Here is a 16,746-nt window from a genome sequence, read left to right as displayed (position 1 = left end):
CCCTCCCTGCGGCCTAGATGACGGTCTTGCCTACACTGGCACCGACATTTCTATCGAACGCAGAAGCCGCCATTTCTAACGCACTCTGACAACGCTGTCGGTGAGCCAATGGCGGTGGCACTCGCGCTACATCGCGCGCCAAGCTCTGCTCAGAGCGCCAGGTCGCTGGTGCGCGTGAGTTCGACGCCCGTCACGAACGGTTCGTAGCAACCGCTAGCGCCTCCATCCACGCGCAAGCGGAACTCGTAGTTCGCGCAACCGGCGTCGCGCGGGTGGACGAAGGTCAAGCGCTCGGACCAGGCGCCACACGTGGTCACCGCCCGCGAGGCCCGGACCGCGCCGTTGGTGGTGTCGGCGATTTCGATCGTCATGTCGTCGCCCCGTCCACCGAACATCCTCAGTTCGTAGGTGGCTGGTGCCAGCGTCACCCCGCCTCCGGTGAGGCAGTAGGCGTCGGGTTGGCCCCCGGGGTGATCACAACAACGCGAGCCCCCCGGCACGGAGCTGCAATAGCCAAACACATTGCTTTGGAAGCGGGGGTCGTTCGCGGCCCAAGATACTGTCGACCCCACGCCCCCCACATTGCACACCCGCGACCACGAGCAGCCCGCTACGCACGTCTCGGTGCCGTTCATGCCACAGACGCTGCAGCCGCGTGGCTCGCCGGTGAGGCACGCAAAGCCGTTGGGCTGGCCGCGGTTGATGGGATCCCCATCGCAGTCCTCGTCAACGGGCGAGCACGCCTCCACCGACGGCGTGCCGGCAGAGCAAGTGGTCCCTGCGGCTCCCATGCAGCGCAGCGTTCCCATCGCGCAAGCGCCCATCGTGCCGGGCGCGGTGCAGGGAGCCCCGACGCCGGGGACCCCCTCGTCCACATTCGTGTCGCAGTCGTCGTCCTGACCGTTGCACTCCTCGGCGGTGGCCGAGGTACGCGCCACGCAGCGGACGCCGGTGCCCGCTGCGTCGCAGACCAGCACGCCGACGGAGCACGTTCCGCTCGCGCCCGCCACCGTGCAGTTCGCCCCGGTGCCCGCCTGATCTTCGTCGATCTCCTCGTCGCAGTCATCGTCCTGGCCGTTGCACGTCTCCACGTTGGTGGGGGCGCGGCCCATGTTCATGTCGTCGCAGTCGCTGTTGCCCAGCACGTAACCGCTCGGCGGCGTGCACGCCTCGAGCCTCGCATTGGGGTCACCAGCTCCGTCGCGGTCGAGATCGCGATAGTACACCCCAGGGGGCACCCCGTCGTCGATCACCCCGTCGCAGTCGTTGTCGCGCGTGTCGCACGCCTCGCCGTCGCCAGGGCTGACGCCTGCGCTCGTGTCGTCGCAGTCGTCTCCGCAGACGAGACCACTCGGCCCCACGTTGCAGCACGCGTCGTCCACGTAACCATCGCTGTCGCCATCGCGCCCACCAAACGTCGTGGGGTCACAATCCTCGTCGTGAGAGCCCGCATCGCACACTTCCGGGTTGCCGGGGAAGCGCTCGGGGTCGTCGTCATCGCAGTCGCTGCCACCGCAGAGGATGGACGCATGACCATCGGAGTCGAGGTCGGCTGCTGCGCCGCACAACGGGCAGCTGTCGGCCGCCTCGTCGCAAACGCCTTCACATGGGGAGAGGCCGGCCACGCAGCCACGGGCATCGGCCCGCTCATCACTCGGCAAGCAGCGCTCCTCACCGCTGCAGTAGAGCATGTCATCGCAGTCGCTGTTGGTCTCGCACGCGACTCCGCCGGCATCTCCCGTGGACGGCGATCCGCCGCAGGCCACGAGCACCAGCGCACACCCGCCCCAAGCGAGCCGCCTCATGGTCCCGTCCGCTGGTACTCGATCCACTCCACCTGGAACGAGTAGTCGTACGTATCGTGGTAGGGGACACGAAACTCGTATGTGCCGCAGTCGGTGCCGGGATGCGTGAAGTTCAGTTCGGCCTCGTTCCAGCTTGAAAAACTAGTAAAGTAGCTCGCGCTCGCGCGCACCAGGCCGGGACCGACGGTCACGTCCCAGGCCTCCAGAACCGGTCGGAAGCTGGTGGCGGATTGGCCCTGGTCGTTGAATCGGACACGGGCGCGATAGGTGCCAGGGGCCAACACCACCGCGCCGCCCGCGATGCAGTAGTCGCTCCCATTGGGGTGTCGATAGGGGACGCCGCCCAGTCCGATTCCGTCGCAGATGCGACGGGGCGGGGAGGTGTAGGCGTCCTGCCAGGGGCCCTCTCCGAAATAGCACCCGAAGGTCGGCGAACACGAGCCCGGGAAGTTGAAAACCGGGTCGGTCCCCGAGCGACGGACAGCGGTGGTCGCTGCTAGCGCGCAGCTTCCGAACGAGCAGCCAGCCGAGCAGGTCTGTGTGCCCGCCACGCCGCACTGCGAGCACGGCGCCGTGGCGCCCGGAACACACGCGAACCCGTCATAGGCACTGCCGTTGCAGTTCTCGTCCGCCGCGGAGCACAGCTCCATGCTGGCCGGAGGCCCCTGGCACCGCAGCCCGGCAGCCCCGTCGCAGATTCGAGTCCCGGCTGCGCAGACACCCTGCGCAGCCGGCACCGCGCACCCTGCGCCCACGCCAGTGACCGCCTCGTCCACCCGCGTGTCGCAGTCGTCGTCGAGAGCGTTGCAGGACTCGGAAGTGGCCGGCGGCATGCGTCGTGTGCACGTGGGCCCAGCGAGGCCCGAACAGACCACCACGCCGCGGTTGCACTCGCCCGACTCGCCGGTCGCGCAGTCCGCTCCAATCCCCGCGATGGTGCCGTCGTCCACTGTGGTGTTGCAGTCGTTGTCGACGCCGTCGCAGATCTCCGGGCGACCGGGGCGCCGCGCAGAAGAGCCGTCGTCGCAGTCCCCTCCGATCAGCACGTATCCACCGGGGGGAGTGCACGCCGTCGTCGTCATCGCGTCGTTGCCGGCGCCGTCTCCGTCGGCGTCGCGGTACCATGTGGCCGGTGCCGCGTCCTCGTCGGTGTCACCGTCACAGTCGTTGTCCACCAGGTCGCACACCTCGGGCGCGCTGGGGTTCACGAAAGCGCTCGCGTCATCACAGTCAGTGCCGCACGTCTCTTGTCCACCCCCGTCCACATTGCAGCAGCGCCGGTCGGCGAAGCCGTCCAAATCGGCGTCCAGCACGCCGAACGTCGCCGGGTCGCAGTCCTCGTCCCGGTCGATGGCGTCGCAGATCTCGAGCGCACCAGGGAACCGGATCGGATTGGCGTCGTCGCAGTCACTTCCTCCACACGCCGCATCTCGCGCGCCGTCTCCATCGAGGTCTTCGCAGCCTTGGCATCGGTCGTTGGCCTCGTCGCACCCTTCCTGGCAAGGGGGTGACCCGGCGCTGCACGAGCCAGCGACGCAGCTCTCGACCCCGTCACAGAAGAGTTCGTTGTCGCACGACTCTGAGGTGCAGGCTGCGTCGACCTGCGTCTCGGCATCAGTTGCGGACGTTGGACTGGCGCACGCGGGCACGAGGACGAGCAACGGGAGAACGAGCAAACGGAGACCTAGGGACCTCACGTGGGTTGTAGCGACACTCCCCGAGCTGCCCGCACCTGGTCGCCCCAACTGATGCACTTCCATCGTCACAGAGCCGAGGCTCCCATGAATTGATAGGGATGCGCAATGCGACCTCGGTGACGGTTGGAAACGTCGCAGCCTGGAACCGAACCGCGAGGACCATGTTGGGACGGGGCTTACGCAGTTCGGTCGCGCGATGACCGACCTCAACATCGACGTCATCTGCGCCAACAGCGCAGCCGCCAAAGGACGCGTGGAGCGCAACAACAAGACCCTGCAGGACCGGCTCGTGAAGGAGCTCCGGCTGCGTGGCATCTCGACCATGGAGGACGCCAACGCGTTCCTCCCCGAGTTCATGGTCGACTACAACGCGCGCTTCGCGACCCCGCCCTTCAGCGAGCACAACGCACACCGCCCTCTCCTACCCGGCGAGCGCCTCGACGACATCTTCCAGCTCCGCAACCGGCGCAAGGTCAGCAAGAGCCTCACGCTGAACTACAAAGGGCAGCTGTACGTGCTCGAGCCGACCACCGAGGCGAACGCTCCTCGTGGCAGCCGGGTCGACGTATTCGAGGCCGATGACGGAACGGTCCGTCTCCGCGCCCACGGCGTCGAGTTCCCCGCGAACGTCTTTCAGAAACACGGGCTCGTCTCGGTGCCGCGGCAGCAAGGCGCCGTGGTCCCCAACAAGCACCTCTCCGCAGTGCTCACCCTCATCCGCGAGCACCAGCTCATCGAGACCCAAGAGAAGCTCGACAAGGCCCGCTCCTACCGTGAGCGCACGCTCTTGAGAGGCCGCGTAGAGCACGCCGCGTCGTCCTGACCTTTGCGCTCGGGACTGGCGAGCGGACGGCCTCCACCCTCACGCACCTTCCATGGACCCGACATTTGTTCCCATGCCGGCCATTTTGTTGGTCTCATCTCGCCCCATGGGTCTCGAATGCGCTCTCGCCCACCTCGTGGGGCTTTGTCCGCCTCCCGAGCGGCCCGTCGCCGCAGACGGAAATTTTGCCGCGGTGTTCAGCGAGCTTGGGGCCACGCTTCCTTCCGATTGGGTCGCGCTCGTCTCCCGCTATGGGTATGGCACGTTCGGAGATCACGTTCACTTGTGGTCGCCGTTCTTCCTTCCGTGCACGATGATGGACCAGGCACGAGTCGCACTCGAGGCCGACCGGGCTCTTGCTCGAATGCACCCGAAGGCGGTGCCCTTTGCGCTGTTTCCAGACGCCCGGGGCGCACTTCCGTGGGCCAATACGGACAACGGAGACGTAGCCTACTGGCTCACCGAACGCGGTACTCCGGACAGGTGGCTCGTTGCGGTTTGGAATCCACGTTCGGGGCAGGAGCCCTCGCTCCACGAGGGCGCGCTGGACTGGATTTCGACGTGGCTCGAGGCATCGGACTCACGCTGGTTCGATCCATGGCGCGAGCGAACGCACCTTACGATTGCCATTGCAGACGCAGCCCATACTCCGTTCGTGCAAAGACTGGCACGCCTCCAAGATGTGTTTGGCCCCGTGGTTGCGCGGGGCGGGTATGGCGACGAGGATGGAGAGAAGCGCCAAGTGCATTTTCTTGCGTCCGCGGGGGCGTGGAGGCTGACGTACGACACGGTGTATGGGCACTCGATTCGAGTTGCCGCGCCGAAGGACGAACTCGCCAGCGCGGAGGCCGCCGTCGACCGCGCCCTTCGTTCCATGGGATGCACGCGCGCTCAGGGGGCCCGATAGGCCAGCCCATAGGAAACATGAACCCGCTCAATCTGTTGTACGGATAGTGGGCGGACCGAGGTCCCGCTCGCCGCTGCGATGCGGAGGACGAAGGGTGCGGCGCGCTGCATGCCCCGATGTCGCCAACGCCCCGGGCTTCTTTCCGGGCGATCGAGGCCGCGCCAACGCGTCACGCGGGATCTACCGATGAGGCTTCACTGTCCCGCGAGCACGTCCCGCCCATCCACGTCGTACAGCCCCGTCACGTTGTATGCGGGCATGGCGCTCATCGGCCGCAGCTGAGCGGTGATGGTGGTGTCCGCCACCTGGCAGTCGGGCCGGCTCAAGATGGATTCCGGCCGAGTCGTGCGTTGCGAATCGGGCGCAGCGCAGACCACCGCGAACATGTGGTTGGCGGTTATGGCCGCGTAGGCTTCAAGGCCGTGGGCTCGGTACAGCGAGAGCAAGAGGATGGCCTGGTCCTCGCAATCGCCCCCGGGTCGGTCCCACGTGGTCATCGCCGGCTGCACGTGGTCGCCGCCACTGCCTGATGGGTCCGAACGATAGGGCACCCGTGCTGCAACGCCTTGGGTGATGCGCTGCACTTCGCAACCGAAGTCAGCGTTCCCGCAGTCACCGACGAGGTCGTCGGCGAGCGCGAACACGGGGTCTGCGCGGGTGGCTTCCTGCACTACGTGGACGGCGTCGAGGTACACGCGGACACGCTGGCGCAGCACGTGGCCCCGCACACCCGCGCCAGCTCTTCCGAGAAAGAGGCGGGCTCCCGACATGGCGACCGCAGCCACACCCTGCTGTCGCACTTCATCCCGGTGGATCCCGACGTAGATGGCAACAACCAGCACAAACACGCCACCGAGGACACGGAGCAGTGCGATGCGCAGCGCCGGGACCACGATGGCGACCACGAGGATGACGGCCTCGACCTTCAGCGTCAGTTCAGCGTCGTGGATGAGCGCTGAGGCGCCACGCATGGCGAAGTAGATGCACGCCGCGAGGGTGAACGACGTTCCCCACTTCTGTTGAGGGGCGGGCGCCTTGGAGACGGGAGCCGCCTGCGGGCGCGAGCGGGGCGCGGAAGTGTTCACGGGGTGTACCTCTCCTCTTGCAGTCAGATGCGGCAATGGTCGCGGGGTTGATGGGCAGACGCAACCGCCCAGCGCTGTCCTCTACGACCATCCTTCGACGACCGCTCGAACGGCCTGCGGAGCTGCCCGGATGTACGCCAGCGTTCGGAGGGTTCCGTCCTGGGCCCATAGGAAACATGAACCCTCTCAATCTGTTGTGCGGATAGTTTACATGACATTCTAACGGCGCAATATGCTGTCGGTCAGTGAGGTGCTGCGGTGACCCCCCGCCACGTCCCTGCCAGTCAGCCCACGGTCAACACTGTGCCGGTCAAACGCGTACGATGAACGCTAGTCTGAGCGCAGCGGCGGGCACCGGCGGGGGTGATGCACCCGACCGTTCGTCGGGCGACGCGTGAATTCAATCGAGTGTTGCGCCGCTCTCGGAGGCGCCCGCCGGCGCCCGCCGGCGCCCGCGTGGCTCGTCGGCTGTGTCCGAGTACTCTTGGTAGAACGGCCCCCAACTTCACCACGAACCAGTCCGCCCGCAGGGGGACTTTCAGGTCGCCCAGGCCTAGTCTGCTGCCCACGACTCAAGCCGTGGGTGCCCATTGTGCCTTGCAGCAACCCGGATCGGCTTCCTAGATCTGCCTCTTCAATACCGAGCAGCTAGCAGCTCGGCGAGCGCGATCCGCCCGCTGTCCGCGTCGTACCCCCGGGCCACCAGCTTCGCCCAGGCGCTCTCCGCTGCCTGCGCATCCGCTGCCTCGAGCCGCGCTCCCTCGCCGTCCAGGACAGCCACGATGGAGCGCCCCACCCGCGCGATCTGCGCCCGATGCTGCTCGAAGTACGCGGACTCCAGCTTCGCCAGCTGGCGCGGAAACAGCGCGCGGAAGTCCACCGTGAGCGGCAGGTCGGCGCTGCGGTCCGGCTGGTCGATGGCCCACGCAGCCAGGCCGCCCAGCACCGAGGCGCGGAACTCCGCCGGGTCCGTGACCTCGAGGGTGGCTTCCACGGACTCGAGCAGCTCGGCGTCCGGCGCTTCGTAGTTCTGCGTGACGGGGTTGAGCCAGCGCTCGCCCTTCACGGCGTGCGAGACCTGCGCCACGTAGCGCGCGAAGAGGTCCATGTAGCGCTCCTCGCCCACCAGCCCCGTGGCCGCGCGCAGCTCCATGTCCACGCGGTCGAGCCAGCGCGAGCGCACCACGTCCACGAAGTGGCGCGCGTCGTGGTAGCCCTCGTCCACGTCCAGGCGCAAGAAGTCGTAGTCACCCTCGGCGCACAGCGCCTCGAGCCGCGCCAGCACCGCGGGTGGCGCCAGGCAGCGGGCGCGCTGGTCGGCCGCCACCTCCAGCAGCACGCTGCGGATCTCGCGCGCGGAGGCGCCCATCAGGCCCTCGAAGCTGCCCACCAGCGACTCGGCGTAGACCTCGCCGAGCCCTGCGCGGAGGGCCAGCTGCTCGTCGTGCTCGAGGCGCTCGGGCACCGTTCCGTCGGCGTAGAGCTCGGCCTTCTCGAGCGGGCTCAGTCCCGCGGCGATGACGCCCAGCGCGCGGTTCTCGTAGGCGCTGGCCACCGGGCGGCGCAGGCGCGTGAGCACGGCCCAGAGCGCGGCCACGTAGGTGGTGTGCGGCGCCACCTTCACGCTCACGTGCGGGGCGATTTGCGTGTCGTAGATGGCCTGCTCCTGACGATAGTCGCGCAGGTAGGGCACCACGATGGGCAGCATGCGGCCACGGAACGACGCGTAGTCGTGGTGCTCGCGGAACGCCGCCAGGTGGAACTCGTTGCTGCTCGCCACCAGCAGCGCGTTGAGCGTCATGGTGGAGAACGTGAGCGGCACCGTGCCCTCCTCGATGGCCAGCAGCAGGTAGCGCCAGGCGTCGAGCGGGCGCTTGAGCAGGTCGCTGAACTCCACGATGCCGCCGGCCGCCTCCACCAAGGGGCCGTAGCTCTCGAAGAGGGTGACCGCAGACAGCGACGCGGGCAGCGACGAGAGCGAGCGGTCGGCGGTGATCTGCCGCTCGCTGGCGTCCACGGACATGGCCGGGCCGATGGTGACCGCGCCCGAGCGGTAGCGCCGGCTGATGTCGAAGCGCTCCACCTGCACGTGCGACAGCACGCGGCCGAGGTCGCCGCGGTAGTCGGTGAGCAGCGCCTCGTAGATCTGGCGGTTCTTGTGGCTGAGCTCGCCCGAAGCGAGAAACGCGGGCAGCGCGGCGCCCGGAGGCAGCACGCGCTCCATCAGCGCCCGGCGGTCGGCGCGCGGCAGCAGGAGCAGCGGGTGGTCCTTGAGCTCGCTCGTGAGCTTCACGGCGATGCGCGCCTCCGGCAGCAGCGCGAAGGAGTCCGCGTCGCCACGGCTGCCGCCCCCGCCCGCCGAGAAGCCGATGCCGGGCTGGTCACCGGTCTTCGGGAACACCCACGAGAAGCGGTAGAGCGCGCCCTCGGCCACGCGCGAGTAGGCCTCGAGGCCGCGCATCAGGCACGCCACGAACGTGGACTTGGCGCTGCCGTTGGGGCCGTGCAGCATGATCATGCGGTTGACGCGGCCCTCGCGGATGAAGCCCTCGAGGGCGCGCCGGAAGCTCTCTTGGAGCTCCTCGTGGCCAATCAGCCGCTCGCGGTCGTCGGCGTGGCGTGCCGCTCCGGCGTCTCCCCCGAAGTCCAGGTCGAACAGCCGGTAGCGCCGTGACACCCCGGTGGGGCGCACCAGCTCGTAGCTGCCGAAGTAGTCGAGCGCGTCACGCGCATAGGAAGCCGCGTCACGCAGAGAACGCTGGGGCTCCCGCGCGCAGAGGTCGAGGTAGCCGTTGAAGCTGAGGACGCGGCGCTCTTGCTCGAAGCGCGCGCGTGTGCGCCCGTAGGTCTCGGTGAGCAGCGCGTCGATGGCCGCTGCCCGCTCGTCTGCGCGCGCGTCGTCGCTCACTGCACCGCCAGGGCGAGCGTGAGCATGCGCTCCTCGGGCACGCAGTTGCTGGGATTGCACATGGCGAACTGCACGCGCGCGGTGACGTTGCGCTCGCCTGCGGCGGCCGGCGTGAAGGGCACGTCGAAGCGCACGCGCTCTTCCGCGAACTGGGCCGCCTGCGCGCGCTCGAGGCGCGGGCTGGGGAACGAGAGCCCCTCGCCTTCCAGCTGCACCACGGTGGGGTACTCCATGTTCACGTGCCATCCGTCGCGCCCCGTGAGCTCGATGGCGAACTGCCCCACCTCGCCGGCCCGGTAGGACTCCGCGCCCGACGACACCAGCGAGAAGCTGGCGCCGGTGGCGGTGGGTCCCGCCGGCTGCGGCGGCTCGGGGGGCGCCTCGGGGGGAGTGACCGCCGTGGTGGGGGCCGTGGGGATGGGTCCGGCTCCCGTGCTGGGGCTCGGAGCGTCTTCTCCGCAGCCCAGCAGGGCGGCAGCACAGAGTCCGAGGGTTAGCCAGCTGCGCGAGCGGCGTTGGGGGGCGTGTGATCGGCTAGACATCGCCGCCACTATAGCGCGAGCGAGGGGGTGAAAGCGGTTATGCTGCGCGCGTGCCGGAGCTCGACCTCTTCGCCGTCCAGGCGCACATCAGCCCGAAGACGTATCGCAGCGCGCAGGCCTTCCGCGACGCCACGCGCGCCTCCGTGGCCAGCTGTGATGCGCTGCGCCGCCCCGGCGTCCCGGCCCTGTTGGTGTTCCCCGAGAACTACGGCGCGTTCTTGGCCCTCACGGTGTTGGGTGGGCTGTCCACGCGCATGCCATCGGTCAACGCGGCGTTCGCGCTGGGCATCGCGCGCCGGCCGCTGCCCTTCCTGCGCGCGCTGCGCCGGGTGGGGCGCGAGCACCCGCAGCGAGCCGCCCTGCTCACGCTCACGGACGAGATCTCGGGGCTCTACCATGACACCTTCGCCGAGCTGGCGCGCGCGTCGGGGGCCACCATCGTGGCGGGCAGCGCCATCCTCGAGGGCGACGACGACGAGGTCTACAACACCAGCGTCACCTTCGCCGAAGACGGGTCGGTGGCCGCTCGAACCCGCAAAGTGAACCTGGTCCCCGAGATCGAGGACAGCATTGGTCTGTCGCCCAACCACACGGGGACCGGAGAGATCTCCGACTCGGCCGTGGGGCGCGTGGGCACCTTGATTTGCTACGATGGGTTCCTGGTGCCGCACACCTCACACGAGCCCGAGTGGCAGCCGGTTGGCGGCGCGTTCGCCAACGCTTCGGTGCACATCGTGGCGCAGCCCGCGGCCAACCCCTGGCCGTGGCGCGAGGCGTGGGTGCACCGCCGCCCGGGGGAGACCACGCTGCGCTGCGATCAGTGGCGCCTCGAGGGCTTCGAGACACGCCTGAGCCAGCTCGCCGGCGTGCGCTACGGAGTGACTGCCCACCTCGTGGGCCGCGTGCTGGACCAACGCTTCGAGGGCCGCTCCGCCATCTACGAGCGCAGCGCCGATGGCCGCGTCCGGGTGCTGCGTGAGGCCGCCCGCGAAGACGCCGGCGAGGTGGTGCATGCACGCGTGGAGGCCCCGTGGCTGGCCGCGTGAGCTCTTGGTCCGGCGGGGTCCTGCTCGTGTTGGCGGCCTGCTCTCTGTGGGCCGGCTGCGGCGCCACGCGCTCGCCCTGCGCTTCCGAGAGTTGCCCCACGGCCACGGTCTGCGACCTGGACGGCACCTGCCGGCCGCTCCCCGAGCCTGCGCGGGCGGCCACGTTCAGTGAGTCGCTGGGCCTCTACGCCACGGGCTGGAGTAACCCCGACGACGGCGCGGGCGCGAGCCACGGGTCGTCCGACAGGCTGTCGCTCGGAGGCGACGCCGACGCCGTCATCGACCTGACCTTCAGCATCCCCGCGCGCCAGCGAAACGTGGTGGAGGCCGTGCTGGTGCTCTTCCCCTACCAGCACGCGCGCGCGGCCACCGAGCCGGCCACCATCGCGGTGTCACGCATGCGCCCCAGCGAGACGGACGGCGCTCGCCGGCGCACCCCGCCGTTGCCGATTGGCCGCACGCTCTCGGCCCGCGTGGAGCGCCCCACAGCACGGCAAGCCGTGCGCCTGGATGTGCTCGAGGCCGCACGCGACGTGGCCGGTGCCCCGCTTTCGCTGCGTGTTCGCATGGCGCGCGGTGGAGACGACGACCCCTGGCTGTTCGCCTCGCCCGACACGCTGGACGTCGATCGCCGCCCGCGCCTCGAGCTGCTGCTGCGGTAGGGGCAGCGCCGCTAGTACCTCGCGTCACGGATCTTGACCGATTGGCGAGGGGCCGTTGATGGGCACCCGCGGCTGAGGCCTGAGGACTCTGCAGATCTTGCTAGGGGCCCTATTCGCCTTGCAGCAAGGCACAATGGGCACCCCCGGCTGGAAGCCGGGGGCAGCAAACCTGGCTTGGATGGGCATAAAGTCCCCTAGCGGGGACTAGATGGCTGACAGCAGGGTATGCCCTACCAAGGGTACCGACACGGCGTCCGGCCATCCGTGGTCGAACGCACCCATTGTCGACCACCCAGCCTGCCCGAAGGGCGGACTGAATGTGGCCGAGTACCCTTGGTAGAACGGCCTCCAACTTCACCATCATCTAGTCCGACCCGCAGGGGCGGACTTTCAGGTCGCCGAGGCCTGGTCTGCTGCCCCCGGCTTCCAGCCGGGGGTGCCCATTGTGCCTTGCAGCAAGCCGAGTCGGCCCCTGTACCAGATGTGTTGAATCATCAGGCTTGAGCCGGGGGTGCCCATAGAGCCTTGCAGCAAGGCGAATCGGCGAGCTGCCGAGGTACTAGTTGTAGTGCACCGTGGTGCGCGGCCCGTTGGCCACGCCGTGCATGCGCTCCACCAGCTCGCGCACGCGGGCCTGCACCGTCTCGCTGGCGGGCTCGAGATGGAAGGCCGCCTCCACGGCGCCCGTCTCCTCGTTGAGCTGCCACTTCACGAACACCACGAACTGGCGCTGCAAGATGCGCGACTCCTGCCCATTGACGGACTCGAAGCCCTCGTCGCCGGGACGCGAGATGAGCTCGAGCTCGTCGGGCAGCTCGCCGTAGAGGCGCGTGTCCAGCGTGAGCGACACCCGGTAGGTGCGCTGCTGACGCGGGTTGGTGTCCTCACGGAACGTGTGCCCGGTGGCGATGGCGACGGCGTCCGAGTGCTGGACGCGCAGCTCGAGGGCCTCGGCCCACTCCGCCTCCCAGCCCCCTCCGAGCGCCGCCGGGTCCGCGATGTAGCTGACACCACGGTCGAACAGCGTTGCGTCCTGCTCGGTGAACGGGGTGGTCTCTTGGACCACGGGGGCCGCCCCGCCGCAGCCGAGCACGGCGGCCGTGGCCAGCAGGAGCAGGGAGCAGCGCGAAGCAGGGACGAAAGCAGAGCGACGAGTCATGGTTCGGACTGTAGCCGCTCTGCCGGAGAGGTCCAACGTGAGCCCACGGAACTACGCCGTCACGAGGGCGGCGAGCTCGGCGGGCAGCGGCGAACGGATGTGCAGCGGCTCTCCGCTGAACGGGTGCTCGATGGTCAGGGCGTGGGCGTGCAGCGCGTGACGCGGCAGCACCAAGCGGCGCGCGAGGGCGTCGGTCATGCCGGACTCGATGTACTCCATGAAGGGGGCCGGCCCCTCCACGCCATAGAGCTTGTCGCCCACGATGGGGAAGCCCAGGTTCGACAGGTGCACGCGCAGCTGATGCTGGCGGCCCGTCTCCGGCGTGAGCTCCAGCAGCGAGTAGTGCGGCCCGCTCGAGAGGGTGCGGAACGTGGTCACCGCCGAGAGCCCCTCCCCCTGCGGCAGGGCCTGCATCATGACGTGGAGCCCATCCGTGACGGGCGCCAGATCGAGGTCCATGCGCCCCTCGGATGGAGGCGTGCCGTGCACCACGGCCAGGTAGGTCTTCTCGGTGTGGCGGTACTGGAAGCAGTTCTTGAGCGCGCGCTCGGCGTCCCGTGACTTTCCGCAGATGACCACGCCGCTGGTCTCGCGGTCCAGGCGGTGCGCGAACTGCGGCGCGTCCACGCCATAGCGCTCCTTGAGCAGCCAGGTGAGCGTGTGCTTGTGGTAGGTGGCGGTGGGGTGCATGGGCAGCCCGGCCGGCTTGTCCAGCGCCAGCACGTGCTCGTCCTCGAAGAGCACCACGAAGTCCTGCGGCGTGCTGGGCTCGTTCATGGGGGGCCGCACCAGCAGCACCACCTCCCCCGCCCGCACGCGCTCGCTGGCCCGCCGCCGCGTGCCGTCCTGCCGGTAGGCGCAGGCCTTCACGATCTCGTTGGCGCGGGTGCGCGAGAGCCGCGGGATGCGGTTTTGGATGAAGCGGTCGAGGCGCAGCCCCGCAAACTCGCGGGGGACCGGGAAAGTCAGCAAGATGGACTCGGGATCGCAGCCCACCGGGATGAACGGAACGTCGGACACCGGGCCCGAGTATGGTGCGCCCGGGACGAATCCGCGACCCCCGCCAGTTAGACTCCTCGACACCCCACGGCAACTTGCAAGACCCACTGAAAGCACCCGCAGAACGCGTGCGCAGCAAGGCTCCCCGCGTGGGCACGTGGGTGGGCCTGCTGGCGTTGGTGCTGGTCGTGGTGCCGGGCTCGAGCGCGCTCGAGGGCACCCTTCAGCAGGGGCCCACCGAGGGCAGCGACCAGGGCGGCGAGGGCGGCGAGGGTCACGCCGGCAGCGAGGCCGCCGCGCTGGGGGACGCCGAGCTGGTGGTGCGCCTCGACGCCACGCGCTTCGCCGAGCTCCCCGAGGGCGCGTTCATGACGCTGCACGGCCCCGACGTGAACCTGCGGAGAGCGCTGCGGGGGGCGCCTCCCGTGCACCTCGCCAACCTGCCCGCCGGCACGTTCACGCTCACGCTGCACGTGCCTGGCTTCGTGGCCACGGCGCAAGAGATCACGCTCGAGTCGGGCAGCTCGGTGGACGCCAGCACCGAGCTCCAGCCCGCTGCGCGCGCGCGGATCCACGTGGGGGCGCGCGACCCCGGAGAGCGCACGGACAGCACGCTGCCGCTCGCGGACATCTCCGTGTTCGCGGTGCCGCCAGGACGCCAGCACCCGCGCTACGTGGCCCGCGTGGACGGCGACTCCCTGATCTTCGACACGCTCCCGCCCGACACCGACTTGGTGCTCTATGCCACCGCGCCCAACCACGAGCGCACCCAGCAGGAGCTGCGCACCCCCGCCGTGGGCGACGAGGTCAACGTGTCGATCACGCTGTCGCCCGCGGCGCAGCTGGCCGGCGTCGTGGTGGACCCGCAGGGCGCCCCGGTGGACCGCGCCCGCGTGGTGCTGGCCGGCAGCGGTGTGTGGCCTCCGCGCGAGGTGGAGACCGACGCTTCGGGACGCTTCTCCTGGCCCAACGTGCCGGCGGGCATCTACGAGCTGCGTGCCTCGCACGGGCAGTGGGTGGGGGCCCCGCGCGGCGGCATCGTGGTGGGCCGGCACGCGCCCACACCGTTCGTGCGCCTGCAGCTCTCGCAGGGCGCGGTGCTCACGGGCACCGTGGTGGACGAGGCGGGCGCGCCCGTGGCCGACGCCGAGATCCTGGTGCTGGAAGAGGCCATCTCCCTGCTCCCGCGGGCTGCGGGCAGCGGCGCGACGGGGACCTTCACGGTCGCCGGCCTGCTCCCGCAGGAGCACGTGGTGCGCGTCTCCGCCGAGGGCTTCGTCCCTTTCCAGGTGGAGCACGACCCGCGCGAGGGCCCGCTGAACGTGCAGCTGCAGCGCGCCGCCTCTCTGGCCGGACGCGTCATCGACCACCTCGGGCACCCGGTCGCCGGGGCCACTGTCGAGGTGGTGGACGACGCCACGCACGCCTCGCTGCGCTTCGCCGACCTCTTCGCCGTGCAGCGCGCGGGGCCGGTGCCGCTCACTTCGGACGGCGCGCTGGGCGTCACGCTGGGTGAGATCCCGCCCATCCCGCTGGACCCCAGCGGCGCGTCACGTCAGCTCACGGGCCAGGCCGTGACCGAAGCCGACGGATCGTTCCTGGTGACGGGCATCGCGCCGGGCCGCGTGCGCCTGCGGGTGAGCGCGCCGTCGTATGCGCCGCTGTCCACCGAGACGTTCACGCTTCGGCCCGGCGAAGAGCGCGCTGGCGTGGAGCTGGTGTTGCAGCCCGGCACGCTCATCGAAGGACGGGTGATCGACGCGGCCGACTTCCCGGTGGCGCACGTGCTGGTGGAGCTGCGCATCCCTGGGCAGCCGCCGGAGACCACGCTGTCCGCCACCGACGGGACGTTCGAGTTCCAGGCCGGACGGGGCAGCGTGACGCTCACCGCCACCGCACCGGCGCTGCCGGCTGTGCGCGCGCGCGTGGAGCTACAGGACGTGGAGCGGCAGGCCGTGACCCTGCGCCTGAGCGCTACGCTGCACACGTTGCGCGGTCGCATCTTCGACATGGACGAGCTGCCCGTGGCCGGGGCCACGCTGCGCCTCGAGTCCATGTCCGCGCGCTTCCCGCACCACCGCGTGGTGGTGGCTGCAGACGACGGCGCGTTCGAGATCACCGGGCTGCCCCCGCCCCCGTATCGCATCGTGGTGTCGCACGAAGAGCTAGCGGACGAGGAGCTGGACGTCACCTCCACCGAGGACGAGCTGGCCGTGGTGCTGCTGCCCGCGGGCACGCTGCGCGGCAGCGTGGTGGACGACCTGGGACCCGCCGCCGACGTGGAGGTGGTGCTGTTCCGTGACGGGCGCCCGCGCCAGCAGGCCTACTCCGACGCCGAGGGGCGCTTCGTGTTCGAGCGCATCGGGGTGGGCGACTACACCCTGCAGCTGCGCTCGGTGGCCCACCTCCTGACCGAGACCAGCGCGTCGCTCGAGCTGCGGCGCGGCGAGGTGATCGCGTACCTGGACGAGGTGACGCTGGTGCGCGGCGCCCACGTCACGGGCCTGGTGGTGGACATGGTGGGCGAGGCGGCCATCGGCGCCGAGGTGGCCGTGGGTCCCACGCCCGACTGGGCCACGGCGGCGCGCGTGGATGACCAGGGTGCGTTCGTGCTCGGGCCCGTCCCGGCTGGCGACCTGATGCTGATGGCGCGCCACCCCGCCGCAGGCACGGGCAGCACCAGCCGTCCCATCCGCGTGGACGCGGGCGAGCTGGTCCAAGACGCATACATTCGCCTGAGCGGCCGCATCCCGTTCGCGGACGGCGAAGCCGAGAGCGAGGTGCGCTCCGAAGACCCCGAGGGCGAAGCCGGTGAGGGGCAGCGCGTGACGGGCGTGGCCATCGCCGTGGCCATGGGTGACCAGGAGACCGAGATCAGCGCCGTGGTGGAGGGGTCGCGCGCCGCCCGCGCCGGCCTGCGCGTGGGCGACCAGCTCATCGAGATCGACGACATGCCCGTGAACTCACCGGGCGAGGCGCGCTCCATGCTGCGCGGCGCCGAGGGCGTGCCCGCCATCCTGCGCGTTCGCCGGGGCCGCCAAGAGCGCGTGGTGCACGTGCAGCGCGAGCGCTACACGCAGCCTTGATGCCCGGCGCGTGCAGCGTGCCCGCGG

General features: G+C 69.8%; 11 protein-coding genes. 4 read left to right on the top strand and 7 right to left on the bottom strand.

Features of this window, described 5'->3' with window-relative positions; translation table 11 throughout:
- Nucleotides 1–149: 149 nt before the first annotated feature.
- Entirely contained in the window at nucleotides 150–1,805 is a 1,656-nt protein-coding gene (locus IPI43_29220) for a putative metal-binding motif-containing protein (GenBank protein ID MBK7778149.1), read from the bottom strand.
- A complete protein-coding gene (locus IPI43_29215) occupies nucleotides 1,802–3,481 on the bottom strand; it encodes a putative metal-binding motif-containing protein (protein MBK7778148.1) in 1,680 nt (559 codons plus the stop codon). The genes IPI43_29220 and IPI43_29215 overlap by 4 nt, the downstream gene beginning before the upstream one ends.
- 217 nt (nucleotides 3,482–3,698) lie before the next feature.
- Here IPI43_29215 and IPI43_29210 point away from each other — a divergent pair, with 217 nt between their 5' ends.
- Nucleotides 3,699–4,325 carry a hypothetical protein gene (locus tag IPI43_29210; protein MBK7778147.1) on the top strand — a complete coding sequence of 209 codons (627 nt, stop codon included), beginning with the start codon at nucleotides 3,699–3,701 and terminating at the stop codon, nucleotides 4,323–4,325.
- A gap of 1,101 nt (nucleotides 4,326–5,426) precedes the next feature.
- Here the strand turns inward: IPI43_29210 and IPI43_29205 are convergent.
- The 3 genes from IPI43_29205 to IPI43_29195 form a co-directional block, all read right to left on the bottom strand.
- Nucleotides 5,427–6,317, bottom strand: coding sequence for a transglutaminase domain-containing protein (locus tag IPI43_29205; GenBank protein ID MBK7778146.1), 891 nt, complete (start codon nucleotides 6,315–6,317; stop codon nucleotides 5,427–5,429).
- A gap of 634 nt (nucleotides 6,318–6,951) precedes the next feature.
- Entirely contained in the window at nucleotides 6,952–9,225 is a 2,274-nt protein-coding gene (locus IPI43_29200; GenBank protein ID MBK7778145.1) for a serine protein kinase PrkA, read from the bottom strand.
- Nucleotides 9,222–9,767, bottom strand: a complete 546-nt coding sequence (locus tag IPI43_29195) for a hypothetical protein (GenBank protein ID MBK7778144.1) — start codon at nucleotides 9,765–9,767, stop codon at nucleotides 9,222–9,224. The genes IPI43_29200 and IPI43_29195 overlap by 4 nt, the downstream gene beginning before the upstream one ends.
- Before the next feature lie 50 nt (nucleotides 9,768–9,817).
- On the opposite strand from IPI43_29195, the gene IPI43_29190 reads away from it, so the two are divergent.
- Together IPI43_29190 and IPI43_29185 are read left to right on the top strand one after the other, a co-directional pair.
- Entirely contained in the window at nucleotides 9,818–10,813 is a 996-nt protein-coding gene (locus IPI43_29190) for a hypothetical protein (GenBank protein MBK7778143.1), read from the top strand.
- On the top strand, nucleotides 10,810–11,475 hold the full coding sequence (locus IPI43_29185; GenBank protein MBK7778142.1) for a hypothetical protein: 666 nt from the start codon (nucleotides 10,810–10,812) through the stop codon (nucleotides 11,473–11,475). Before IPI43_29190 ends, IPI43_29185 begins: the two co-directional genes overlap by 4 nt.
- 559 nt (nucleotides 11,476–12,034) lie before the next feature.
- Here IPI43_29185 and IPI43_29180 read toward each other — a convergent pair.
- Both IPI43_29180 and IPI43_29175 read right to left on the bottom strand, forming a co-directional pair.
- On the bottom strand, nucleotides 12,035–12,634 hold the full coding sequence (locus tag IPI43_29180) for a hypothetical protein (protein ID MBK7778141.1): 600 nt from the start codon (nucleotides 12,632–12,634) through the stop codon (nucleotides 12,035–12,037).
- A gap of 51 nt (nucleotides 12,635–12,685) precedes the next feature.
- Entirely contained in the window at nucleotides 12,686–13,654 is a 969-nt protein-coding gene (locus IPI43_29175) for an RluA family pseudouridine synthase (protein MBK7778140.1), read from the bottom strand.
- Nucleotides 13,655–13,761: 107 nt separating this feature from the next.
- On the opposite strand from IPI43_29175, the gene IPI43_29170 reads away from it, so the two are divergent.
- The gene (locus IPI43_29170) at nucleotides 13,762–16,719 is read left to right on the top strand and encodes a carboxypeptidase regulatory-like domain-containing protein (protein MBK7778139.1); all 2,958 of its coding nucleotides are present in this window, start codon (nucleotides 13,762–13,764) and stop codon (nucleotides 16,717–16,719) included.
- Nucleotides 16,720–16,746: the final 27 nt, after the last annotated feature.

The sequence above is a fragment of the Sandaracinaceae bacterium genome, from assembly GCA_016706685.1.
Lineage (GTDB): Bacteria > Myxococcota_A > Polyangia > Polyangiales > Houyiibacteriaceae > JADJJE01.
Note: the sequence above shows the minus strand (reverse complement) of the source record. Positions and strands in the feature narration are given on the sequence as shown.